This is a genomic window from Frankia sp. R43, assembly GCF_001306465.1.
Taxonomy (GTDB): domain Bacteria; phylum Actinomycetota; class Actinomycetes; order Frankiales; family Frankiaceae; genus Parafrankia; species Parafrankia irregularis.
Genome location: NZ_LFCW01000010.1, coordinates 39,176 through 61,005 on the forward strand (window position 1 = coordinate 39,176; position 21,830 = coordinate 61,005).

19 protein-coding genes and 4 tRNA genes are annotated in these 21,830 nt (G+C 69.9%); 16 read left to right on the forward strand and 7 right to left on the reverse strand.

Annotated elements, in window-relative coordinates; all coding sequences use genetic code 11:
• Position 1 precedes the first annotated feature (1 nt).
• Genes ACG83_RS34115 through ACG83_RS34125 form a run of 3 tightly spaced genes read left to right on the forward strand, consistent with a single transcriptional unit; the run spans position 2 to position 4,165 of the window.
• A complete protein-coding gene (locus ACG83_RS34115; RefSeq protein ID WP_006539097.1) occupies positions 2-1,567 on the forward strand; it encodes an NADH-quinone oxidoreductase subunit M in 1,566 nt (521 codons plus the stop codon).
• Complete coding sequence (gene nuoN, locus ACG83_RS34120) at positions 1,564-3,141, forward strand: NADH-quinone oxidoreductase subunit NuoN (protein WP_054570408.1); 1,578 nt, start codon at positions 1,564-1,566, stop codon at positions 3,139-3,141. The genes ACG83_RS34115 and nuoN overlap by 4 nt, the downstream gene beginning before the upstream one ends.
• Before the next feature lie 7 nt (positions 3,142-3,148).
• Positions 3,149-4,165 carry a polyprenyl synthetase family protein gene (locus ACG83_RS34125; RefSeq protein WP_054570409.1) on the forward strand — a complete coding sequence of 339 codons (1,017 nt, stop codon included), beginning with the start codon at positions 3,149-3,151 and terminating at the stop codon, positions 4,163-4,165.
• 380 nt (positions 4,166-4,545) lie between these two features.
• Here the strand turns inward: ACG83_RS34125 and ACG83_RS34130 are convergent, their stop codons facing one another.
• On the reverse strand, positions 4,546-5,427 hold the full coding sequence (locus ACG83_RS34130) for a hypothetical protein (protein WP_152991603.1): 882 nt from the start codon (positions 5,425-5,427) through the stop codon (positions 4,546-4,548).
• 148 nt (positions 5,428-5,575) lie between these two features.
• Between ACG83_RS34130 and ACG83_RS34135 the strand changes: the two genes are divergently transcribed.
• Entirely contained in the window at positions 5,576-5,977 is a 402-nt protein-coding gene (locus ACG83_RS34135; RefSeq protein ID WP_054570411.1) for a hypothetical protein, read from the forward strand.
• 328 nt (positions 5,978-6,305) lie between these two features.
• Here ACG83_RS34135 and ACG83_RS34140 read toward each other — a convergent pair whose 3' ends face one another.
• Together ACG83_RS34140 and ACG83_RS34145 are read right to left on the reverse strand one after the other, a co-directional pair.
• Entirely contained in the window at positions 6,306-7,367 is a 1,062-nt protein-coding gene (locus ACG83_RS34140; protein WP_054570412.1) for a 2-oxoacid:ferredoxin oxidoreductase subunit beta, read from the reverse strand.
• Positions 7,364-9,250, reverse strand: a complete 1,887-nt coding sequence (locus ACG83_RS34145) for a 2-oxoacid:acceptor oxidoreductase subunit alpha (RefSeq protein WP_054570413.1) — start codon at positions 9,248-9,250, stop codon at positions 7,364-7,366. The genes ACG83_RS34140 and ACG83_RS34145 overlap by 4 nt, the downstream gene beginning before the upstream one ends.
• Positions 9,251-10,477: 1,227 nt before the next feature.
• Here ACG83_RS34145 and ACG83_RS34150 point away from each other — a divergent pair.
• Together ACG83_RS34150 and htpX are read left to right on the forward strand one after the other, a co-directional pair.
• Positions 10,478-11,434, forward strand: a complete 957-nt coding sequence (locus tag ACG83_RS34150; RefSeq protein WP_083473831.1) for a Rossmann-like and DUF2520 domain-containing protein — start codon at positions 10,478-10,480, stop codon at positions 11,432-11,434.
• Positions 11,435-11,560: 126 nt separating this feature from the next.
• Complete coding sequence (gene htpX, locus ACG83_RS34155; RefSeq protein WP_006539105.1) at positions 11,561-12,433, forward strand: zinc metalloprotease HtpX; 873 nt, start codon at positions 11,561-11,563, stop codon at positions 12,431-12,433.
• 529 nt (positions 12,434-12,962) lie between these two features.
• Here the strand turns inward: htpX and ACG83_RS34160 are convergent.
• Entirely contained in the window at positions 12,963-13,451 is a 489-nt protein-coding gene (locus tag ACG83_RS34160) for a YajQ family cyclic di-GMP-binding protein (RefSeq protein ID WP_054570414.1), read from the reverse strand.
• A 144-nt stretch (positions 13,452-13,595) separates the two neighbouring features.
• Here ACG83_RS34160 and ACG83_RS34165 point away from each other — a divergent pair.
• The 3 genes from ACG83_RS34165 to ACG83_RS34175 all read left to right on the forward strand — a co-directional run bounded on the left by ACG83_RS34165 (position 13,596) and on the right by ACG83_RS34175 (position 14,844).
• Positions 13,596-13,680, forward strand: a tRNA-Tyr gene (locus ACG83_RS34165).
• 148 nt (positions 13,681-13,828) lie between these two features.
• Positions 13,829-14,365, forward strand: a complete 537-nt coding sequence (gene pyrE, locus ACG83_RS34170; RefSeq protein ID WP_054570415.1) for an orotate phosphoribosyltransferase — start codon at positions 13,829-13,831, stop codon at positions 14,363-14,365.
• Complete coding sequence (locus ACG83_RS34175) at positions 14,362-14,844, forward strand: gamma-glutamylcyclotransferase family protein (protein WP_054570416.1); 483 nt, start codon at positions 14,362-14,364, stop codon at positions 14,842-14,844. Before pyrE ends, ACG83_RS34175 begins: the two co-directional genes overlap by 4 nt.
• Positions 14,845-14,932: 88 nt before the next feature.
• On the opposite strand, the gene ACG83_RS34180 is transcribed toward ACG83_RS34175, so the two are convergent.
• Positions 14,933-15,709 carry a hypothetical protein gene (locus ACG83_RS34180; protein ID WP_054570417.1) on the reverse strand — a complete coding sequence of 259 codons (777 nt, stop codon included), beginning with the start codon at positions 15,707-15,709 and terminating at the stop codon, positions 14,933-14,935.
• Positions 15,710-15,871: 162 nt separating this feature from the next.
• Positions 15,872-17,629 carry a GH25 family lysozyme gene (locus ACG83_RS41730; protein WP_369812939.1) on the reverse strand — a complete coding sequence of 586 codons (1,758 nt, stop codon included), beginning with the start codon at positions 17,627-17,629 and terminating at the stop codon, positions 15,872-15,874.
• A 431-nt stretch (positions 17,630-18,060) separates the two neighbouring features.
• Here ACG83_RS41730 and ACG83_RS34190 point away from each other — a divergent pair.
• The 5 genes from ACG83_RS34190 to ACG83_RS34210 all read left to right on the forward strand — a co-directional run bounded on the left by ACG83_RS34190 (position 18,061) and on the right by ACG83_RS34210 (position 19,744).
• Positions 18,061-18,133 (forward strand) — tRNA-Thr (locus ACG83_RS34190).
• A gap of 94 nt (positions 18,134-18,227) precedes the next feature.
• Positions 18,228-18,304, forward strand: a tRNA-Met gene (locus tag ACG83_RS34195).
• A gap of 93 nt (positions 18,305-18,397) precedes the next feature.
• A complete protein-coding gene (gene rpmG, locus ACG83_RS34200; RefSeq protein ID WP_006539112.1) occupies positions 18,398-18,562 on the forward strand; it encodes a 50S ribosomal protein L33 in 165 nt (54 codons plus the stop codon).
• Between the two features lie 268 nt (positions 18,563-18,830).
• The gene (locus tag ACG83_RS34205) at positions 18,831-19,286 is read left to right on the forward strand and encodes a MaoC family dehydratase N-terminal domain-containing protein (protein WP_006539113.1); all 456 of its coding nucleotides are present in this window, start codon (positions 18,831-18,833) and stop codon (positions 19,284-19,286) included.
• Between the two features lie 20 nt (positions 19,287-19,306).
• Positions 19,307-19,744, forward strand: a complete 438-nt coding sequence (locus ACG83_RS34210) for a MaoC/PaaZ C-terminal domain-containing protein (RefSeq protein WP_054570656.1) — start codon at positions 19,307-19,309, stop codon at positions 19,742-19,744.
• Between the two features lie 176 nt (positions 19,745-19,920).
• Here the strand turns inward: ACG83_RS34210 and ACG83_RS34215 are convergent, their stop codons facing one another.
• Entirely contained in the window at positions 19,921-21,120 is a 1,200-nt protein-coding gene (locus ACG83_RS34215) for a pyridoxal phosphate-dependent aminotransferase (RefSeq protein WP_006539115.1), read from the reverse strand.
• Positions 21,121-21,295: 175 nt separating this feature from the next.
• Here ACG83_RS34215 and ACG83_RS34220 point away from each other — a divergent pair.
• Together ACG83_RS34220 and secE are read left to right on the forward strand one after the other, a co-directional pair.
• Positions 21,296-21,368, forward strand: a tRNA-Trp gene (locus ACG83_RS34220).
• A 32-nt stretch (positions 21,369-21,400) separates the two neighbouring features.
• A complete protein-coding gene (gene secE / locus ACG83_RS34225; RefSeq protein WP_006539116.1) occupies positions 21,401-21,664 on the forward strand; it encodes a preprotein translocase subunit SecE in 264 nt (87 codons plus the stop codon).
• The last annotated feature ends 166 nt before the right edge of the window (positions 21,665-21,830 follow it).

Here is a 21,830-nt window from a genome sequence, read left to right on the forward strand (position 1 = left end):
CATGAGTACGGCTCCCTGGCTGACGATCATGCTGATCGTCCCCGCGGTCGGTTCGCTTCTGGTCGCGCTGCTTCCGCGCCGCTCCGCGCTGCTCGCCAAGCAGCTCGCGCTGGCCGTCTCGCTGGTCGTGCTGGTGCTCGCTGTGCTGGCGACCGCCGCCTACGACCCGGACAAGGCCGGCTTCCAGTTCGGCCAGAAGCACGAATGGATCAAGCAGTTCGGCGTCTCCTACTCGGTCGGCGCCGACGGCATCTCGCTGGTTCTGATGCTGCTCGCCGCGCTGCTGGTCCCGGTGGTCGTGCTGGCCTCCTGGGACGAGGCGGACAACGTCAACCGGTCCGTCCCGGCGTTCTTCGCGCTGCTGCTGGCGCTGGAGACGGGCATGATCGGCGTCTTCGCGGCGACCGACGTGTTCCTCTTCTACGTCTTCTTCGAGGCCATGCTCATCCCGATGTACTTCCTCATCGGGAGCTACGGGCCGGTCGAGGAGAAGGCGCAGCGGTCGTACGCGGCGGTGAAGTTCCTGCTCTACAGCCTGTTCGGCGGGCTGCTGATGCTCGCCGCGGTGATCGGCCTCTACGTGCTCTCCTCGCAGCAGTTCGACACCGGCGGCACGTTCGACTTCGCCACGCTGCGCCAGCACCTGGTCATCACGCCGGACACGCAGAAGCTGCTCTTCCTCGGCTTCTTCATCGCCTTCGCGATCAAGGCGCCGTTGTTCCCGTTCCACACCTGGCTGCCCGACGCCGGTGCCCAGTCGCCGACCGGTGGCGCCGTGCTGCTCGTCGGCGTCCTGGACAAGGTCGGCACGTTCGGCCTCATCCGCTACTGCATCCCGCTGTTCCCGGACGCCTCCGAGTACTTCGCGCCGATGGTGCTGGCACTCGCGGTGATCGGCATCTTCTACGGCGCGCTGCTGGCGATCGGTCAACGGGACATGAAACGCCTGGTCGCCTACACCTCGCTGGCGCACTTCGGGTTCATCGCGCTGGGCACGTTCGCCTTCACCTCGCAGGCCGGGACCGGCGCCGTGCTCTACATGGTCAACCACGGCCTGTCGACCGGCCTGCTGTTCGTGGTGGTCGGCTTCCTGGTCTCCCGGCAGGGCAGCCGGGACGTCGGCGCCTACGGCGGCATGGCCCAGGTGACACCGATGCTCGCCGGGGTGTTCCTGATCGCCGGCCTCTCCTCGCTGGCGCTGCCGGGGACGAACAGCTTCGTGAGCGAGTTCCTCGTCCTGGTGGGGACGTTCACCGAGTACCGCGCGCTGGCGATCGTCGCGACCTGCGGGATCGTGCTGGCCGCGATCTACATCCTGTTCCTGTACCAGCGCACGATGACCGGTCCGGTGAAGGACGAGAAGCTTCGCCTCGTCAAGGACCTGAGCGTGCGGGAACGGGTCGTGGTCGCGCCGATGGTGGCGCTGATCATCGGGCTCGGGGTCTACCCGAAGCCGCTGCTTGACATCATCACGCCCGCGGTGACCAGCACGTTCGAGGACATCGGGAAGTCCGACCCGGCCCCGACGGCCCCGGTGGCCGCAACGCAGTCCGGAGGCCATTCGTGAGCGCGGTTTCGACCGTGGTGGCGCAGGGCGTCACACAGAAGATCACACCACCGTCGATCGAGTACTCGGCGCTCAGCCCGATGCTCATCCTCTTCGGCGTCGCACTGGCCGGAGTGCTCGTCGACGCCTTCGCACCGCCGAAGGCGCGGCGGCTGATCCAGCCGCTGCTCGCCGGTGCCGGGTTCATCGGGGCGTTCGTCGCCGTCGTGCTCCTGCACGCCCGCCGGCAGATCCTCGCCGCCGGTGCGGTGGCCATCGACGGCCCGACCCTGTTCATGCAGGGCACCATCCTGGTCTTCGCGGCGCTGGCCGTGCTGCTGGTGGCCGAGCGCTCGCTGGACTCCTCCGGCGGTGCGCTCGTCGCCTCCGCGGCCGTGGTGCCCGGCTCGAAGGGCTCCACGGCGCAGCGCACCTCCCCGGAGGTGCAGACCGAGGCGTACCCGCTGATGGTCTTCTCGGTCACCGGGATGCTGTTGTTCGTCGCGTCGAACAACCTGCTCGTCATGTTCGTCGCGCTGGAGATCCTCTCCCTGCCGCTGTACCTGCTGGCCGGGCTCGCCCGCCGGCGCCGGCTGCTGTCGCAGGAAGCGGCGATGAAGTACTTCCTGCTCGGCGCGTTCTCCTCCGCCTTCTTCCTGTACGGCGTCGCGTTCGCCTACGGCTACGCCAGCAGTGTCGAGCTCGGCCGGGTCGCTGACGCGGTCGGCACGGTCGGGAAGAACGACACCTACCTCTACCTGTCGCTCGCGCTGATCGGGGTCGGTCTCTTCTTCAAGATCGGCGCTGCCCCGTTCCACTCCTGGACGCCGGACGTCTACCAGGGCTCGCCGACGCCGATCACCGCCTTCATGGCAGCCGGTACCAAGGTCGCGGCCTTCGGCGCGCTGCTGCGGGTCTTCTACGTGGCCTTCGGCGGCATGCGCTGGGACTGGCGCCCGGTGATCTGGGCCGTCGCGATCCTCACCATGGTCGTGGGTGCCGTGCTCGCGCTGACCCAGCGCGACATCAAGCGGATGCTGGCCTACTCGGCCGTCGCCCACGCCGGCTTCCTGCTCGTCGGCATGGCCGGGTCGAACTCCGACGGCCTGCGCGGCGCGATGTTCTACCTGGTGACCTACGGCTTCACCACGATGGCCGCGTTCGCCGTCGTCTCGCTGGTCCGGACCGGGGACGGCGAGGCCAGCGACCTGTCCCAGTGGCAGGGCGTGGGCCGCACCTCACCGGTGCTGGCGGGCATCTTCGCCTTCCTGCTGCTCGCACTCGCCGGAATCCCGCTGACCAGCGGCTTCACCGGCAAGTTCGCGGTCTTCCAGGCCGCGATCGACGGTGACGCGACCCCGCTGGTCATCGTGGCGCTCGTGTGCAGCGCGATCGCCGCGTTCTTCTACGTCCGTGTGATCGTTGTCATGTTCTTCTCCGAACCGCTCGCCGACGGTCCTGTCGTCGTCACCCGACCGACGCTGACCTTCGCGACAGTGGGGATCGGCGCGCTCATGACGCTTCTGCTGGGTGTTATTCCACAGCCGCTTCTCGACCTGGCGAACACCGCAGCGACCTCCGGCTTCGTACGCTGATGGTGGTATGAGCGCTATCGGGTTGGACGTGATGGGGATCAGGGCTGACCCTGATCTGGAGAAGGCTGTCCGGGTGGGGCTGGCCGCGGTCGAGGAGATGCTGCGGCTTTCCGTCCACAGCGAGTTCTCCTTTGTCACCGAGGCCTCGCGGCACCTCGTTGACGCGGGTGGCAAGCGGTTCCGGCCGATGGTCGTGCTGCTGGCCGCCCAGTTCGCCGATCCTGAGGCGGCCGGCGTCGTGCCGGCCGCCGTCGCGATCGAGCTGACGCACCTTTCGACGCTTTACCACGACGACGTGATGGACGAGGCGCCGCTGCGGCGCGGAGCGGCGTCGGCGAACGCGCGCTGGACGAACACCGTCGCGATCCTCACCGGCGACTTCCTGTTCGCCCGCGCCTCCGAGATCACGGCCGACCTGGGCCCGGAGGCGACGCGCATTCTCGCCCGCACCATCGCGACGCTGTGCGAAGGGCAGATCCGGGAGACCGTCGGCCCCGGGCCCGGTCAGAACCAGATCGAGCACTACCTGCGGGTCATCACCGACAAGACCGCGTCGCTGATCGCCACCTCGGGCCGGCTCGGCGCGATGCTGGCCGGCGCCGACCGGGTCACGGCCGACGTCCTGGCGGCCTTCGGTGAGCGGTTCGGTGTCGCCTTCCAGCTCTCCGACGACATCATCGACCTCGCGTCGCCGACCGAGACCTCCGGGAAGACCCCCGGAACCGATCTGCGCGAGGGAATTCCGACGCTGCCCGTCCTTTACGCCCTGGAGGGCGACGACGCGGGTGCGCGCCGGCTGCGCGACCTGCTCGGCGCGGACCCGTGGGCGGGCTCCGGGGTGACCGAGAGCGCCGTCGTGGAGGCGCTGGAAGTGCTGCGGGAGCATCCCGCGATGGACCGGGCTCGAGCGGAGCTGGCGCGCTGGTCGGGCGAAGCCCGGGCGTGCCTCGCCCCGCTGCCCGACGGTCCCGCGAAGACGGCTCTGGAGTCGCTGGCCGACTTCGTCGTCGACCGCACCAGCTGACCACGGCACCAGCTGACCACGGCACCAGCTGACCACACGGCACCAGCTGACCACACGGCACCAGCTGAAGGCCGGACCAGCTGAGGGTCAGCTGACACAATCACCGCACCGGCCGACCCCGGCTCAACTCTCCTCGGGGTCGGCTTCGGTTGCTGGAGCCGCTATCGGCATCGGACCCCTGCGGCTGCTGTTGCTGCCGGCCGGTTCCGAGGATTCCGGCTGCCAGAACGACCGGAATCCTCCAACCTTCGGCCTTCGCCTCTTCGGATACCGAAGCGGAGCAGCGAACGCCGATCCGCTGGGATCGGCGTTCCGGACTGAACCTCTGACCGGGGAGCTCCCTTGGACACGGGGAGACACCGGTTACGCGGAGGAGGACGTCACTCGACGGTGATGGACGGGATGCTGACATCCCAGATCGGCGTGACCTCCACCGGATCCGGGTTGAACGGCAACGAGCCCTCGTCGGAGGTCTGCGTAGCCGTCGTCGTCGCGGACGGAGTCGTCGAGGTTGCCGAGGTCGTCGGCCGCCGCGTCGCGGTCGCCGTCGAACTCGGCGCCGTGGTGCTCCCCGAGGCCGCCGAAGTCGCCGTGGGAGTGGACGCCGGTGTGGTCGTGGGCTTCGGTTCCGACTGGTCCGGGCTCGCCGAAGCGCTCGGCGTCGGCGTGGGCACCCCCGGAGTGCTCGGGCCGGACGTCTCGTCGTCCGGGGTGTCAGTTCCGTTCGTCGGGGTCGCCGCCGCGGTGGTCTGCGGAGTGAGCGGCACGAACGGAAGCTCGTAGCCGGACAGGTCGTCGCTCTCGCTCTCGGCGGCGACGCTCTGCTCCGGCGACGGAGCCTGGGCGGCCGCGGGCGTCTGAGTGGTGTGGTATTGCGACGAGTAGCGCGAGACCTGCAGGTAGTCGGTCTCCGTCGGGGTGGAACCCTCGTCGGAGGCGGTGGGCCCGGTGGTCGCGGTGGGCTGGGGCGTCGGCAGCTCGGTGCGGCTGCTGCTGCGGGACGCCTGCGTGTCGGCCGAGCCGAACGCGTCGCGCGCCTGGTCCGCCTGGACGAGTGGGTTGGCGCCGGTGGTGGGCCCGGCGGAGATCACCGGCGTCTCCGCGGTGAGCGCCATACCGGTCACGATCGCCGAAAGCCCGGCGAGTGAGGCCGTGCCGGCGACGACCAGGCGGGTGCGGCCCGGCGCGCGGCGGGGCGCGGGGGCCCGGTGTGCGCCCCGGCCCGTCGCCGAGCCCGGCCGGGTGCCGTTCTGACGCGGCACCACCACCGGCCGCGGGCCGGCTCCAGCGGCTGGCGCGGACGGCGGCATCGGCTCGAACAGCGACCCGGCTGGACGCTCCGACCGGGCTGGACGCTCCGACCCGGCCGGACGCACCGGCCGGGCCGGCTCGAAGGCGGAGAACCGGGCCGTGTGCGCGGTACGGGCGGGCCTGACCGACGAGCTGGTCGAGATCGGGCCGGTGAGGGTGTCGATCTCCCCGGGCGGCAGGACCGGCGGCCGCGGCGGCGGTGAGCGCCTGGGGAGCGAAGCCGTCCCCGCCGAGGGGTTGCTGCTCCACTCACTGGTCACCCAGCCCGAGCGTGGCTCGGACCGCGTGCGCCTCGGAAGATCGTTCCACTGCGCGGACGCAGACGCGGTCGCCGGCGTGGCGGAGCCCGGAGCGGGAGCACGCTCGGCCGGTGCGGACTGGGGCGGAACCGGCCGGCGGAACTCGCCGGTGGTCTCGGCGCCCCGGCTGTGCCGGCCCGCGGAATGGCTACCCACGCTGGCCGCCCGCTGCCGCCAGGGCGCAGAACATGGCCTGGATTAACGGTGAGCCCCGGTGACGGGCTCGGTGATCTCGCACTGCGTAAGCCCGCACTGCGCCTCCGGCTGCTTTGGTGTTGTGAGCCCCCCCCGGGCCACACGGCACCCCCACCCGGGGGTCACCATACCGCATGCTGATCAGAAGGCCGCAACTAATGCATACATCCACTAATCGGGCAATCGGTGCAGATGGCACTTCTGGGCGTGCTGGGAGCAGGCGGTGCAACGGCTGACTCTCGAACGACCGGCGCTCCAGACGGCGAAGGCCGGGGCGGTAGTTCGCCACCCCGGCCTTCTAAGCACCACCGCTACCCGTCACCTGGACGGATCGGTCAGTTGATGGTCCAGGTCTCGTTGCCCGAGATGAGCCCGGCCAGATCGCCCTTGCCCAGCTTGGTGCGAGCCTGCGCCACCTGGTCGTTGAGCGCCTCGTCGTAGGTCGGCATGTCGACGTTGCGGAACACGCCGATGGGGGTGACCCCGTGCGCGTCTCCGGTCAGCCGCGACAACGCGAACGCCTGGCTCGGGTCGAGGTTCGCCGCGTCGTGCACGAGGACGTTCTCATCGGTCGCCGCGCAGACCTCCAGGCCGCCCGACGCCGCGCGCCGAATGCCCTTGTCCCGCTCCGCGCCGAAGAGCAGCGGCTCGCCGTCGACCATCTTCAGCGTCGCGTCGTCCCGGGTGTCCCGGTCCTTCAGCGCCTCGAACGCGCCGTCGTTGAAGATGTTGCAGTTCTGGAAGATCTCGACGAACGCGGTGCCCGGGTGCTCCGCCGCCGCGCGCAGCGTCGCGGTCAGGTGGGCCCGGTCCGAGTCGATCGACCGGGCGACGAAGGTCGCCTCCGCGCCCAGCGCCAGCGACGCCGGGTTGTACGGGCGGTCGAGCGAGCCGAACGGCGTCGACTTGGTGATCTTCCCGACCTCGGAGGTCGGCGAGTACTGCCCCTTGGTCAGGCCGTAGATCCTGTTGTTGAACATCAGGATCTTGAGGTTGACGTTCCGGCGCATCGCGTGGAGCAGGTGGTTTCCGCCGATGGACAGGGCGTCACCGTCTCCGGTGACCACCCACACCGACAGGTCCGGCCGCGATGTGGCCAGCCCCGTCGCGATCGCCGGCGCGCGCCCGTGGATGGAGTGCATCCCGTAGGTCTGCAGGTAGTACGGGAAGCGCGAGGAGCATCCGATGCCCGAGATGAACGCGATGTTCTCCCGGGCGATGCCCAGCTCGGGCAGGAAGCCCTGGACGGTGGCCAGGATGGCGTAGTCGCCGCATCCCGGGCACCACCGGACCTCCTGGTCGGAGGTGAAGTCCTTGCGGGTGAGCTGGTTCGGCGTGGTGGGGATCAGGTCGAGGAGCCGGTTGGAGATCCCGCTGCCGTTCGTCGTCACGGTCACTGGTTGATCACGTCCTCCAAGACGCCCGCGAGTTCCGCGGCCTTGAACGGCAGTCCGCGGACCTGGTTGTACCCGATCGCGTCCACCAGGAACTGCGACCTGATCAGCATGCGGAGCTGACCGAGGTTCATCTCGGGAATCAGCACCTTGTCGTAGGAGCGCAGCACCTCGGCCGTGTTGGCCGGGAACGGGTTGAGGTGGCGCAGGTGTGCCTGGGCCACGTGCAGGCCCTTGGCCCGCACCCGGCGGCAGCCGGCGGCGATCGGCCCGAAGGTCGACCCCCAGCCGAGCACGAGGACGTCCGCCATGCCGGACGGGTCGTCGACCTCGAGCGGGGCGATGTCGCGCGCGATGCCCTCGACCTTCGCCTGGCGCAGCCGCACCATCCGGTCGTGGTTCGCCGGGTCGTAGGAGATGTTGCCCGACCCGTCGGCCTTCTCCAGACCGCCGATCCGGTGCTCCAGCCCTGGGGTGCCGGGAACAGCCCAGGGGCGGGCGAGCGTCTCGGGGTCGCGCAGGTAGGGCCAGAACTCGGGGCCCTTGGGCCCTTCGTGGTTCGGCTCGGTGGTGAAGGTGACCGTGAGGTCCGGGAGCTCGTCGATCGTCGGCAGCAGCCACGGCTCGGAGCCGTTCGCCAGGTAGCCGTCGGAGAGCAGGAAGACCGGCGTGCGGTACTTCGTCGCGATCCGGGCGGCTTCCACCGCGGCGTCGAAGCAGTCGGCCGGCGAGCGCGGCGCGATGATCGGCACTGGGGCCTCGCCGTTGCGGCCGAACATCGCCTGCAGCAGGTCGGCCTGCTCGGTCTTCGTCGGAAGGCCGGTCGACGGGCCGCCGCGCTGGATGTCCACGATCAGCAGCGGCAGCTCGAGGCTGACCGCGAGACCGATCGTCTCGCTCTTGAGCGCGACACCCGGGCCGGAGGTCGTCGTCACGCCCAGCGACCCACCGAACGAGGCGCCCAGCGCTGCGCCGATGCCGGCGATCTCGTCCTCGGCCTGGAAGGTCCGGATGCCGAACTGCTTGTGCTTGCTCAGCTCGTGCAGGATGTCCGACGCCGGGGTGATCGGGTAGGTGCCGAGGAACAGCGGCAGCTTCGTCAGCTCACCGGCCGCGATCAGCCCATAGGACATCGCGATGTTGCCGGTGATCCGCCGGTACGTGCCCGCCCGCATCCGGGCCGGGGCGACCTCGTAGGTGACCGAGAAGGACTCGGTGGTCTCGCCGTAGTTGAAGCCGGCGCGGAAGGCGGCGATGTTGGCCGCCGCGATCTCCGGCCGCTTGGCGAACTTCTTCTTGAGGAAGCCCTCGGTGCCGTCGGTGGGGCGGTGGTACAGCCAGCTCATCAGGCCGAGCGCGAACATGTTCTTCGCCCGCTCGGCCTCCTTCTTGTTGACCGCGCCGGCGACGCCCTCGGCCGCGTTGACAGCGTTGATCGTCATCGAGGTCAGTGGGACCCGGTGGACGGTGTAGCTGTCGAGCGTCCCGTCCGTCAGCGGGTCGTCCGCGTAGCCGGCCTTCTTGAGGTTGCCGCCGGTGAACGCGTCGGTGTTGACGATCAGGTCGGCCCCGGGCGGCAGATCCTTGAGATTCGCCTTCAGCGCGGCCGGGTTCATCGCGACGAGGACGTCCGGGGCGTCGCCCGGGGTGAGAATATCGTGATCGGAGAAATGGAGCTGGAAGCCAGAAACTCCGGCCGGCGTGCCGGCTGGCGCCCGGATTTCCGCAGGAAAGTCCGGAAGCGTGGACAAATCGTTGCCGAATGCCGCTGTCTCGCTCGTGAACTGTTCTCCGGTGAGCTGCATACCGTCGCCGGAGTCGCCGGCGAACCGCACGACGACCCGGTCGAGCCGGCGGGTCTCCCTCTCCCTGACCTGCTCAGACACCTTAAGTAACCTCCTCAGGTACTACCCCAGCGTACCGGGCGGCTCAATACGGCACGAGGATCGTGCCGCCTGGTGGCACTGGCAAGGGTGTTGCGTCGTGGCTTGCGGTCGGATTATCCCGGCCACCCCCCCTTGCTGGCCGTGCGCGACTGGTTGCGGTATGCGATTTCTGGTAACGGTGCCGAGTCCGGCTGAAGTGGAGTTGCCGGGTAGCTCGGCGGAGCTGGTCGATCATGCTCCGACAGGCCGGGACCTTACGCTCCCAACACGCCGGACATGAGTCATGTGATCAGTCTGGCCCGCTGGGCGTGATCGCCGCTGTGGCCGCCAGTAGGCCCACCACGTGCGGCATCACCGACCTGCACGCACCCTGACGGGTGTCCGCAGGCGGACACCCGGGTCGGTGGTCCGTCCGGCCGTCCGGTAGGCCCCCCGGTCGTGCCTGACCCGCCGGCGGGCGGCACGCCGCCGGCGCCGGCGGACGACCGTGACGATGCCTGGCCGGGTGTGTCCGAAGGGGGGATCTATTCAGCGTCTCTCGCTTCCTGGGGTGTGTCCCGAGGCGTGGCGGCCGAGTTGTCGGTGAAACGACCATCTGGCCTGGTGGTGGTATCACCGACTGGTCTGACGGTGATATCACGGCGCCGCCGTCAGCGGGTCGTCAGTGGCGGGCCGACTCTCTTCCGGACGTTCGTCGGTATAGCAGTGACTGCCTGGAAGCAGCACTGCGACCCGGAGTCGTCAACGATGAGCATTGCACGCCAACGGCTCGCGGCGGGTCCTCAGTCATTCGGATGGAGCGACGGTGGAGCACGTCACCTGGGGTGGTATCCGCTCGAAACCGGACGTGTACGGAACGCCATAGTGGGATCGCGGAGGCGGCAGACCTGGCCACGTTGGACGGACGGTCGCGGCCGAGTAAGTTTCCGCTCAGTAGGTTTCACCCTGAATGGCGGCGGAGAAGGCCGTCCGCACCTGGTCTGGCGAACAACCGATCGATCCATTGGAAGTCAGGTGGGTCCGGATGCCGGGCCGCCGGGCCGGAGCGGATTTGCTGACATATCGTGATCTTCGGTCGGCCTGGAAGACCTTCGCCGTCCCGGCGACCACAATCCTCAGGCCCTGCCCAGTCCGACAGCCACGCTCGCGGGTGGCCTCGTGGTCGGGTACGTCGCCTGGCCCCGGCCGCACCGCCCGGACGGCACCCGGAAGGTATTCGGGAGAGTGATGGAGAGCATGCGTCCGGGGCTACCGGTCACCGGCCAGCCGGTCACCGGCCAGCCGATCACCGGGCTGTCGATCGCCATCGTCGGGCCGGGTCGGGCCGGCGCGGCGGTGGGCAGGGCGCTCGTGACCGCGGGTCATCAGGTGCGCGCGATCCACAGCCGGACCCAGGCCGGGCGGGAGCGGGCTGCGGCCCTGTTCCCCGCTGCTGAGATCTGCGTCACACCGGCCCAGGCGGCCGCCCTCGCCGACGTGGTCCTACTCGGGGTTCCGGACGACAGCATCGAACAGACGGCCGCGCGGATCGCGCCCGGCGTCGCCCGCACCCCCGCCGTGCTCGTCGCCCATCTGAGCGGGCGCCATGGGATCGCGCCGCTCGCACCGGCGGCCGAGGTGGGCGCCCGGCCGGCCGCGATCCATCCGATCATGACGCTGACCGGTGCGGCGACCGACCCCGACCGGCTCGTCGGCGCGACCTTCGGGGTCACCACCGCGCCCGGGGACGAGGACACGGCCGGGCTCGTCCGCCGCCTGGTGGAAGGCATCGGAGGCCGGGTCGCGGTCATTCCCGAGGAGCGACGCGCGAGCTACCACGCGGCGCTGGTGCTGGGGGGCAACTTTCTGGCCACGCTGGTCACGGCTGCGGGGCAGCTGCTCGCCGCCGCGGGCGTCCCCGATCCGGCGCAGGCGCTCGGACCGCTCCTGCGGATGTCGCTCGACAACGCCCTGGCACACGGGGAGGACGCGATGACCGGTCCGGTCCGACGCGGGGATGTCGGCACCGTCACCGCGCAGTGGTCGGAACTGACGCGCCGGGACCCCCACCTCGCGGACGCGTACGGCGCGCTGGCGGTGTTGACGGCCGACCGCCTCGAGCGGTCCGGCCTGCTGCCCGCCCGGACCGCCGCCGCGCTACGGGCCGGCGTGGCCCGCCCGGACGACAGTCCGCATGGCCCGTGAGAGCGGGGACAGCGGGGACAGCGGGGGTGGCGGCTCGGCGTGGACGCCCGAGCGTTGGGAACGAGGAGTGTCAGGTCCTTCGTTGATGTAGTCGCAACAGGTCGACAGGACGGATGCGCGACAGCCATGCCTCATCGCAGTCTCAACGGGCTGAAGACGGCCCTTCTCCTTGGCGTGCTCTCCGCAGTGATCGTGTGGTTCGGCTCGCTGTTCGGCCAGCACGGGCTCGTCATCGCGGTCGTTCTCGCCGTCGTGATGAACGCCGTCTCCTACTTCTACTCGGACCGGATCGCATTGCGGGCGATGCGGGCCTATCCGGTCAGCCAGGTCCAGCAGCCTCGGCTCTACGCGATCGTGCAGGAACTCGCGACCAGGGCCCGCATGCCGATGCCACGGCTGTACCTGAGCCCAACCGCCTCACCGAACGCCTTCGCCACCGGTCGCAACCCTCGCAACGCCGCGGTGTGCTGCACCGAGGGAATTCTCGAGATCATGGACGATCGTGAGCTTCGCGGCGTGCTCGGCCATGAGCTCAGCCACGTGTACAACCGCGACATCCTGATCGCCTCGGTCGCCGGCACCCTGGCGGCGATCATCGTCTACATCGCGAACATGATGCAGGTCTTCGCCTTCTTCGGTGGCGGTCGGGACGAGGACGGCCCAGGCGTGGCCGAGATGCTCGCGATCATCATTGTCGGGCCGATTGCCGCGTCAATCATTCAGCTGGCGATCAGCCGTGCCCGTGAATACCAGGCAGACGAATCCGGGGCGACGCTGACGGGCGACCCGCTCGGGCTGGCCAGCGCCCTGCGCAAGCTGGAAGCGGGGACGGCGGCGCGTCCGATGCCCGCGAACTCCCGGCTGGGCCCGGCCTCCGCCATGATGATCGCGAACCCGTTCCGCGGAGGCGGTGTGGCCAAGCTGTTCTCGACCCATCCGCCGCTAACCGAGCGAATCGCCCGGTTGGAGCAGCGCGCCCGGATGAATCCGTACCGGTAGGGCGGCCCGGTCGGGTCCGTTCGGTCCGCTCCCGGCCCCGACCGCGGACCGGATGGGCGCGCCCGGCATGGAACGGGTACGGCGGGCGGGTGTGAGAAGCCACATGTCGGGCACATCAAGTTCACTGTGGTGAAATAGAGAGACCCGCGGAAGGCACGCTGCGCCGCGCGAATGAGAGTAGTCTCAAAGTTCCCAGGACAGCGGCGGAGCGTACCCCCCAGGTTCCGCCGCCTGCACCCCGCCCGAAACCCCCCATCGGGCGGGGTGCACTTTTTCTGGGGAACATCGCCGGGAGCGCCCGAAGCGCTCCCGGCCCGGTCAGCCGCCGGAATCCTCGCACACGCTTCTTCCCGTGCATATGCGCGTGAATTTGCCCGGTACGGGCTGTCGCGTGCGCGACTGTTGCTGACGAAACGGTGAGCCTTTTCCGTCTCCCGGGCCAGGACCAGGGGCGCCACAGGTCCGAGTCGATGACGGTAAAGGCTCAATCTCACATTCGTCGGCTGCCACCAGATGTGCGGGCCACGGTTCAGCGGTAGTTGACAAACTGCAACGGGACCTCGAAGTCCTCCTCCTTGAGGAGCTGGATGACCCGCTGCAGGTCATCCCGCTTCTTCCCGGTGACGCGCAGCTGGTCACCCTGGATCTGCGCCTGCACGCCCTTCGGCCCGTCCGCACGGATCTTCTTCGCGATCGCCTTGGCCTTGTCGTCCGCGATGCCCTGCTGCACGGTGACCGTCAGCCGGAACTCCTTGCCGGACTGTCGGGGCTCGCCGTACTCCAGGGACTTGAGCGAGATGCCGCGCTTCACGCACTTCTCCTGGAGCACGTCCAGGACGGCCTTGACCCGCTCCTCGCTGTTGGCCTGCAGCTGGATCGCCTCGCCGGAGAGCTCCGCGGACGCGCCGGTGTCGCGGAAGTCGAACCGGGTCCTGATCTCCTTCGCCGTCTGGTTGACCGCGTTGTCGATCTCCTGGGTGTCGACCTTGCTGACGATGTCGAAGGACGGATCTGCCACGGGCACGGACCTCCTGGGTCGAGTCGTTCGGTGCGGGCGACGGGCCCCGCGACCCGCGGGCACGCGTCGCGGGGCCCGCCGGGGGATGTACTTGGGGACCCTCCCGTCAGCATGCTCGGAGCAACCGGTATGCTTGCCGAGTACGGCAGGTTGCCCGAGTGGCCAAAGGGAGCGGTCTGTAAAACCGTCGGCTCAGCCTACGATGGTTCGAATCCATCACCTGCCACCACCCCGGGCTACCCGGGGGACACTCTTTGACTCAGGCCCGGAGGAAACCCTCCGGGCCTGAGTCGTTCCCAGCGCCGTTCCCGCCATCAGCGAGCGGGACGAGAACGAGCGGGATCAGGGCGGGCCGGCGAGCCGTAGAGTCGCCAGGTGTGGCCGACATCGACGCGCTGGCTGCCCGAGTCCGGGCGGCATCCCATCTGACCGGCACCTTCGTCCTACGGTCGGGGCGCACCAGTACGGAGTACTTCGACAAGTACCTGTTCGAGGCTGAGCCCGCGCTGCTGGCGGAGATTGCTGCCGCGATGGCGGAGCACCTCCCGGCCGGGACGGAACTTCTCGGTGGGCTCGAGCTCGGCGGCATCCCGCTGGTGACACTGCTTTCGGCGCGGACCGGCCTGCCGGCCAGGTTCGTGCGCAAGAAGGCCAAGGAGTACGGCACCCGGCAGATCGCCGAGGGCGGCGAGATCGCGGGCCGGCGGGTCGTTCTGGTCGAGGATGTCGTGACCAGCGGCGGTGCCGTGCTGGACGCCACCCGGGTGCTGCGGGAGCAGGGCGCGATCGTGGAGGACGTCCTGTGCGTCATCGACCGGCAGGAGGGCGGTCGCGAGCGGCTCGCCGAGATCGGTCTCACGCTGCGCCCCGCACTCACCCGGGCCGACCTTGAAGCGGCGGAGCCTCGGGGGTGACCGGGGGCGTTCCGGGCAGCGGCGTCGGCAGCGCGGGCGGTCCGGGCCGGGCACCGACGCTGTTCGTCTACGGAACGCTGCGGTTTCCCGAGGTCGTCGAGGCACTGCTCGCGCGGCGTCCGGTCATGAGCCCGGCCTCGGCCGCGGGGTGGCGGGCCGCGGAACTGCGGAGCCAGACCTATCCGGGGCTGGTTCCCGCCGGTCCCACCGAGATCTGCGCCGGCGCCTGCCTGCACGGCCTCACCTGGGCGGAACGTGAACTGCTCGACCTGTTCGAGGGCGACTACTACGAGGCACGCGAGGTTTCGCTGGTAGGTGGCGAAGTCGCTGTCGCGTACCTGTGGCGGGGACCCGTGGCGCAGGTACCGGTGTTGGCCTCGAACTGGGACGCAGGCCGGTTCGCGGCGAGGCATCTCGCCGAGTTCGTCCGGCGCTGCCAGCAGTGGCGGGCCCAGGTCGTGCCGAGGCCGCCGCGGTGACAGGTGCCGCGGCGGCCCCGGCGGTCAGGACGTCGATGACCTGGCCAGGACGTCATGGACTACCAGGACGTCAGGGACGGTCAGGACGTCATCGGTCGAGGTCATCGGTCCGGGTCGGCGGTTCCTCGCCGCCTCGGTGACCGACGTCGCCCTGGACGTTCCGGTAGCCGGTGTCCGGGCGTTCGGCTCCGAGGTGTTCGGAGGTTCCGGCGCCGGAGCGGGTGCCCGGGCCGGCGGTGGTCGGCTGGAAGAAGTCGCCGCCGGAGCCACTGTTGCGCGCCGCGCCACCGCTGTCACCTGCCGCGCGGTCTCCGTCGCCGGTCGCGACGGCGCCACCTCGGGTTCGCGGACCGGCACCGCTGGAGCTACCCGCGTAGGCGCCGCTGCGGACCTGCTCCGCGGAGCCCCGCGCCAGGCCGGGACGGTCTCCTGGGTAGGGCTGCACCGCTCCGCCTGTGCTGACCCGGCTCGGGTAGGTCGCCAGCGCGTAGATCACCAGGATGTCGAGCGCGATGATGACCACCGACCAGACCGGGAACGCGGCGAGGAAGGCCAGCTGACCGATGGCGTTCAGCGCGGCGATGATGATTCCGACCCAGCGGGCGAGCTCGTTGCCGGCCGCGATGGCGAACGCGATGCACATCTCGACGATGCCGACCGCGATCCAGAGCCAGCCCCAGAACGTGGTGCCGGCGTAGATCACTCCGTTGCCGTTCGAGCTGGAGCTCAGGTTGTCCACCACCACGACGTAGTCGCGCAGGGACGCGATGCCGTAGATGAGGTTGTGGAAACCGACGATGAACATGACGACGGCGGCGAAGATCAGCCAACCGTCCGTGCTGCGTGCCTGCCGCAGGTCTACCATCTGGTCCTCCCGGCTGCGCGGCAACGCTTTCTGTAGCCAGGCGGCCACCCTGCGCCGCACGCGAGTCAGATACCCCCGCTGGCCTACGTCACTCCCCGCGCCCGGCCGACTCCCACGATCCGCGCGCACCGGCGCGATCCGTGGCACCGCGCCGACCCGTGCTCAGGGCGCCAGCGCGGTACCCGCGGCCCCGGCGGCTCCCGCTCCCGCGGCTGCGGCTCCGGCGGCTGCGGCTCCGGCGGCTGCGGCTCCGGCGGCAGGGGCTCCGGCGGCAGGGGCCGCACCTGTGGCGCCAACTGTGGCCGGCAGCAGCGCGACCGAGTTCGTCGCCGCCATCCAACGCAGCCGGCCGAACTGGAACGCGCTCTCCCGGCCGCCGGGCACCGAGTACTCGTCCGTGACCGGCAGCCCCAGGCTCGACACGGAACCGCCGAGATCCAGGTAGTGCCGCAGGATCTGGCCGTGCACCTCGTGCGCGCCGGTGGCCAGGCTCCAGTAGATCCAGCCGCCTTCGAACATCGCCTGATGCGCGCCGGGTGCCGCGGCCCACTCGACGTCGCTCAGCGGGCGCTTCAGGAAGCTGTCGGAGCCGCCGAGGGCCAGGTACTTCCGGGCCACCTCGCCGTGCAGCGCCCGTGCTCCGGACCGGACCGACCAGAAGAGCAGTCCGTTCGTGAACGGCCGCCAGCGTCCGCCGCCGCCGGCCGCGAGCTCCGTGTTGGTCGGGGCGCCCAGGGCTATCCGCATGAGACCGCCCGAGGCGTACCTCTTGTCGAGCTCGGACTGGGTCCCGTCGGCGAGCGCGGCCAGAGAGGCGGGCGAGCAGCAGGCGGCGTTCATGTCGACGTTCCCGATGATGCCCGGGACGTCGCCGGACGAGCTGTACTGCCAGATCGCCCAGTTGGACCAGCCGCCGGGGAGCCATCCCGGAGTGTCCTCGTTGTTGTAGATCGCGAACCAGAACGGATAGAGGGCGAAGTCGTCCGTGTCGGCCATGTGGTCCGTCCAGAACGAGCGGTAGGTGTAGATGATGGGTGCGCGGCCGGTCTGGGTCTCGATCTCCTCGAGGAAGGCCCGGGTCCACGCGGCGAGCGCGACCGGGTCCAGGCCGCCGGTCGTCTCGAGGTCGAGGACGGGGGCCAGATGCCCGGCCGAGCGAGTGAGACCTGTCACAGCCAGGAAGTGCCGTGCCTGGTCGACCGCGGTGGAGATCGGGGCCGCCGGGCGGGCGTAGTGGTAGGCGCCCACGGTGAGCCCCGCCAGCCCGGCCGCGTCGCGGTCCGCGGCGAAGTACGGGTTGGTGTACTCGGTGCCTTCGGTGGCCTTCACGATCGCGAAGCTCACCCCGGAGGCCTTGACCGCGTTCCAGTCGATCGGTGCCGAGCCGGGGTGCTGCCACGAGGCGATGTCGACGCCCTTGGGCCAGGTGGGAGACGGTGCCGCGGAGGCAGTCGGTGCGGACAACGCGACCGCGGTGACGGCGACCGTCGCCGCGCTGAGAACGCGCACGGAGAACCGGCGGGCGTTGCGCAGCCGCCAGGCGGCGACCGAGCGATGGATCACAGCCGGATCGTCGTCATCCTGGCCACCGGGCCGGCCGGTCGCCTCCGCGCCGGTCGCCTCCGCGCCGGTCGCCTCGGCGCCGGTCGCCTCGCGGCCGATCTCCTCCCGGCCGACCGTCATCCTCGCGCGGGCCCTGTCCGTGGCCGGCTTCCGGTCGGCGGGCCTCGGCTGAGCCTGGAACGCGGCGTGCAGCGTCGCGTAGGACGTCCCGGGCGGCAGGGACGCTCCTGCCGGGACGTGCAGCCCACCCCACGGAACCGGCCGGCTGGCCATCGCTCGCGGGTGCGGCCCAGCTGGGACGTCGGGTGCCGCATCCGGTGTTCGGGAGTCTCGGGGCGGACGGTGCGTGGGCGGCATGGGCAAACCTCGATGCTCGGCGGCGCGGCAGCGGCTGCGGGAGCTCCCGGAAGGGCGCGTATCCGGGGGCATGGCACACGCTAAGCACTCGAGTGATTACTTACAGCTATCGACGTGGGAGGCGTGTCGGGCTGGCCGTCACTCGGATCCGCGCCGATGCGGCCTTGGTGGTGTTTCGTCTGTCGAAGTCGTCGCGCAGCGTCGACAACCCGACGGTGGGTGGTCGACGGCGTCGTGACGTCCCGCAGTCGCGCGGCGCCGATCAGGGGTGGCGGTCGAGAGTTGTGATCAAGGGGAGATGTTGCGAGGAGTGGGGTGTTGTGGGGTGGGTTGGCGGCCTGCCCGGCTGACCACGTGTCGGCTCGTCAAACTGATGGGGGCCCGCCCGCCACGAAGGCTCCGGAGTCGTGTAACGTGAGTCCCGCGAACACGCCCCTTTAGCTCAGTCGGCAGAGCGTCTCCATGGTAAGGAGAAGGTCTACGGTTCGATTCCGTAAAGGGGCTCAGGCGGTCCGGTGCCGGGTGGGATCGTGATCGGCAGTAAGTGGTACGTCCGCTTATACTGTCTTCGGGTCTTCGCCCGGCGGTGATCCGTCCTGGCGGTGTAGCTCAGTCTGGCAGAGCAAGCGGCTCATAATCGCTGTGTCGCCGGTTCAAGTCCGGCCACCGCTACCATCGGGTCGCGGCGCACCGTGTAACCCCCAGGGGGTCTGGTGAGTCGCGACCCCTTGGCTTGTAAGCATTCGAGACAGGAAGAGGCCTCTCGCCGTGGCTGCCACCGACGTTCGTCCGAAGATCACAATGGCGTGTCAGGTGTGCAAGCACCGCAACTACATCACGCGCAAGAACCGGCGGAACGACCCCGACCGTCTCGAGCTGCGCAAGTTCTGCCCGAACTGCCGCACGCACACGGAGCACCGCGAGACCCGCTGACCGATCGAGGTCACACTCTCGCGGCAGGCGGTGGATCGCATCGCCGTTCCCGGCACTGGCGGCTTTTCAGCTTCCACCGGTGACCGTCAGAGATGTTTGCCCGGGCGGGTCCGAAATCTCTCGGACCCGCCCGGGTTCTTTGCTGTTCTGGCCTCTGTCCAGGCTGGCACGACGCCGCGCCCGGTAGGGTCCTGAACCGGTCGGATGGACCGGCGTGGCCCGATCCGATCCCGCCGACGTCGGGCCCTCGTCGAGATCGGAGCGTGCTGTGCCGTTGAACCAGGACTTCGTCGGTCGTAGCTACACGTCCGAGGTGCCCTTCCAGGTGGGCCGTGAGCACATCCGCCAGTTCGCCCGTGCGATCGGCGACGACAATCCGCTGTACCACGACGTGGCGGCGGCGAAGGCAGCCGGTCACGCCGATCTGCTCGCGCCGCCGACGTTCCTGGTCACCACCATTCCGGGAAGCCTCGGCCTGCCGACCGACGATCCGGCGCTGGGGCTGGACTACTCGCTCGTCGTGCACGGCGAGCAGAGATTCACCTTCCACCGGCCGTTGGTGGCCGGCGACGAGCTGGTCGTGCGGTCGACGCTGGCCTCCATTCGGCCGGTCGGGCGCAACGAGGTGCTCGTCACGGCGTACGACTTCCTGACGACGAGCGGCGAGCTCGTCGCCGAGGGGACCTGCAGTCTGGTGTCCCGCGGCACGGCTCCGCCGCGGTGAACGACCGATCGGAGCTGTGGATGCCTTCCACCGTCAGCACTGTCAGCTATGACGAGGTTGCCGTGGGCACCGAGATCGGTGACCGGATCTTCACCCTGCGCCGGTCCGATCTGGTGCGGTATGCCGGTGCCTCGGGAGACTTCAACCCCATCCACTGGAACGAGCGGGTGGCCCAGGAGGCGGGGCTGCCGGGGGTGCTCGCGCACGGCATGCTGACGATGGCCACCGCGGGTCGTCTGGTCACCGACTGGGCCGGTGATCCGGGGGCGGTACTCGAGTACGGTGTGAAGTTTTCCTCACCGATTGTGGTGCCTGACGACGACGAGGGCGCCCAGGTCTCGGTCCAGGGCGTTGTCGAGAAGAAGCTGGACGGTGGCCGCGTCGTGGTGAACCTCACAGTTCGCCACCAGGGTGCCAAGGTCCTCATGGCCGCGCGGGCGACGGTCCAGCTTTCCTGAACGGTGGCCGGGCCCCGTCGGCGGGTCGGGCAGCCCGCAGGCGAGTGGGAGCGGCGGCCAGCTCAGGGGCCGGCTGTGAGGCCGTGAGACGGCTGTGAGGCCGTGAGACGGGCACGGGCCCCGCGGCGGCTCGCCGCGGGGCCCGTGCTGGGAACTCGGAGTGCTTCGGGAGCCGCTCAGGCCGCCTCGGCCAGCAGCGCCGCGAGCCGCCGGACACCCTCGACCAGGTCGTTGTCCCCGAGGGCGTAGGACAGCCTGGCGAAGTTCGGGGTGCCGAAGGCCTCGCCGGGGACGATCGCGACGCCGGCCTCCTCCAGGATGAGCTGGCACAGGTCGCCGGAGGTGGTCGGGGTCTTCCCCCGCAGGGTGCGGCCGATCACGCCCTCCAGTGACGGGTAGGCGTAGAAGGCGCCGTCCGGGAGCGGGCACTGCACGCCCGGGATCTGGACGAGCATCTCGTGCATGGTCTTGCGGCGGCGGTCGAACGCCGTCCGCATCTCGTAGACGGCGTCGAGGGGACCCGCGACGGCCGCGAGCGCCGCGGCCTGCGCGACGTTGCAGACGTTCGACGTGGCGTGGGACTGCATGTTGGTGGCTGCCTTGATGATGTCGAGCGGGGCGATCATCCAGCCGACCCGCCAACCGGTCATCGCGTAGGTCTTGGCCACACCGTTGACGACGATCCACCGGTCGCCGAGCTCCGGTGCCTCGACGGGCATCGAGGAGAAGCGCGCGTCGCCGTAGACGAGGTGCTCGTAGATCTCGTCGCTGATCACGTAGATGCCGGCCTCGGCTGCCCAGCGGCCGATGGCTCGGACTTCCTCCGGCGTGTGGACGGCGCCGGTCGGGTTCGACGGCGAGCAGAACAGCAGAACCTTGGTGCGGGGGGTCCGGGCGGCCTCGAGCTGCTCGACGGTCACCCGATAACCGGCGTCAGGGCCGGTCACGACATCGACGGGGACACCGCCGGCGAGTCGGATCGCCTCGGGATAGGTCGTCCAGTAGGGCGCCGGCAGGAGGACCTCGTCGCCGGGGTCGAGCAGGGTCGCGAACGACTGGTAGACGGCCTGCTTGCCGCCGTTGGTGATGAGGACCTGACTCGGCTCGATGACCAGGTTGGAATCCCGCCTGGTCTTCTCCGCGACGGCCTCACGCAGGTCCGGCAGGCCCGCGGCCGGGGTGTAGCGGTGCATGGCCGGTGCGCGGCACGCCTTCTCCGCGGCGGCGACGATGTGCTCGGGCGTGGGAAAATCGGGCTCGCCGGCACCGAAGCCGATCACGTCCCTGCCCGCGGCGCGCATCGCCTTGGCGGTCGCGTCGACGGCTAGGGTCGCGGAGGGCGCGATGCCTGCGATGCGGTGGGAGATCCTGCTCATGGGTCGCCATGCTGCCACGGGGGAGCGGTCTGGGGCCGGCCCGTCCGGCCCGTCCTGGGGCGACTAGCGGACGTCCAAGAGCACCGTGTGGCGAGCTTCTGGGCGATGACGGGGTATGCTCGATCCGCTCGGTCTGTCGGGCCCGCTTGCGGGCCCAAAAGTTCGAGTACGTCTAAGGGGCGTGGCTCAATTGGTAGAGCACCGGTCTCCAAAACCGGCGGTTGCAGGTTCGAGTCCTGTCGCCCCTGCGTTGGACCGACGAACGAGTGGGTGGAGCTGAGTGGCGACCGATACGCGTGACGCGGCACCGCGGGCCGGCCGGTCCGCGCGGGCTGACCGTCGTCGGTCGCCGTTCTCGATTGTCCGCAGGATTCGTCAGTTCGTCCGCGAGGTCATCGGGGAGCTCCGCAAGGTCGTCTACCCGGGGCGTAGCGAGCTGGTCACCTACGTGATCGTCGTGCTCGTCTTCGTCACGGTGATGACGGCCTTCGTTGCTGGCCTTGACTTCGGCCTGACGAAGGCGGTCCTCGCGGTCTTCGGCTGATACCGAGGCCGCGTCGGGCTCCGAGCCGGGCTGACCGATGGTCGGCGTGGCCCAGTGCCTGGCCTGGCCGGTTCCGGCCTGATCCGGTTCGCCCCGTCGCGTCGTGCGCGGGTTGAGGTGCCGGCCACAGGCGGGCACCGCGGGCGGGTCCAGTCCAGAAGGGCCG

What these genes read in the sequence shown, in the direction of transcription:
- ACG83_RS34115 (WP_006539097.1), top strand. Translation starts at nt 2, where the DNA reads ATGAGTACGGCTCCCTGGCTGACGATCATGCTGATCGTCCCCGCGGTC.
- ACG83_RS34125 (WP_054570409.1), top strand. Translation starts at nt 3,149, where the DNA reads ATGAGCGCTATCGGGTTGGACGTGATGGGGATCAGGGCTGACCCTGAT.
- ACG83_RS34150 (WP_083473831.1), top strand. Translation starts at nt 10,478, where the DNA reads ATGGAGAGCATGCGTCCGGGGCTACCGGTCACCGGCCAGCCGGTCACC.
- htpX (WP_006539105.1), top strand. Translation starts at nt 11,561, where the DNA reads ATGCCTCATCGCAGTCTCAACGGGCTGAAGACGGCCCTTCTCCTTGGC.
- ACG83_RS34180 (WP_054570417.1), bottom strand. Translation starts at nt 15,709, where the DNA reads ATGGTAGACCTGCGGCAGGCACGCAGCACGGACGGTTGGCTGATCTTC.
- ACG83_RS41730 (WP_369812939.1), bottom strand. Translation starts at nt 17,629, where the DNA reads ATGCCGCCCACGCACCGTCCGCCCCGAGACTCCCGAACACCGGATGCG.
- ACG83_RS34210 (WP_054570656.1), top strand. Translation starts at nt 19,307, where the DNA reads ATGCCTTCCACCGTCAGCACTGTCAGCTATGACGAGGTTGCCGTGGGC.
- ACG83_RS34215 (WP_006539115.1), bottom strand. Translation starts at nt 21,120, where the DNA reads ATGAGCAGGATCTCCCACCGCATCGCAGGCATCGCGCCCTCCGCGACC.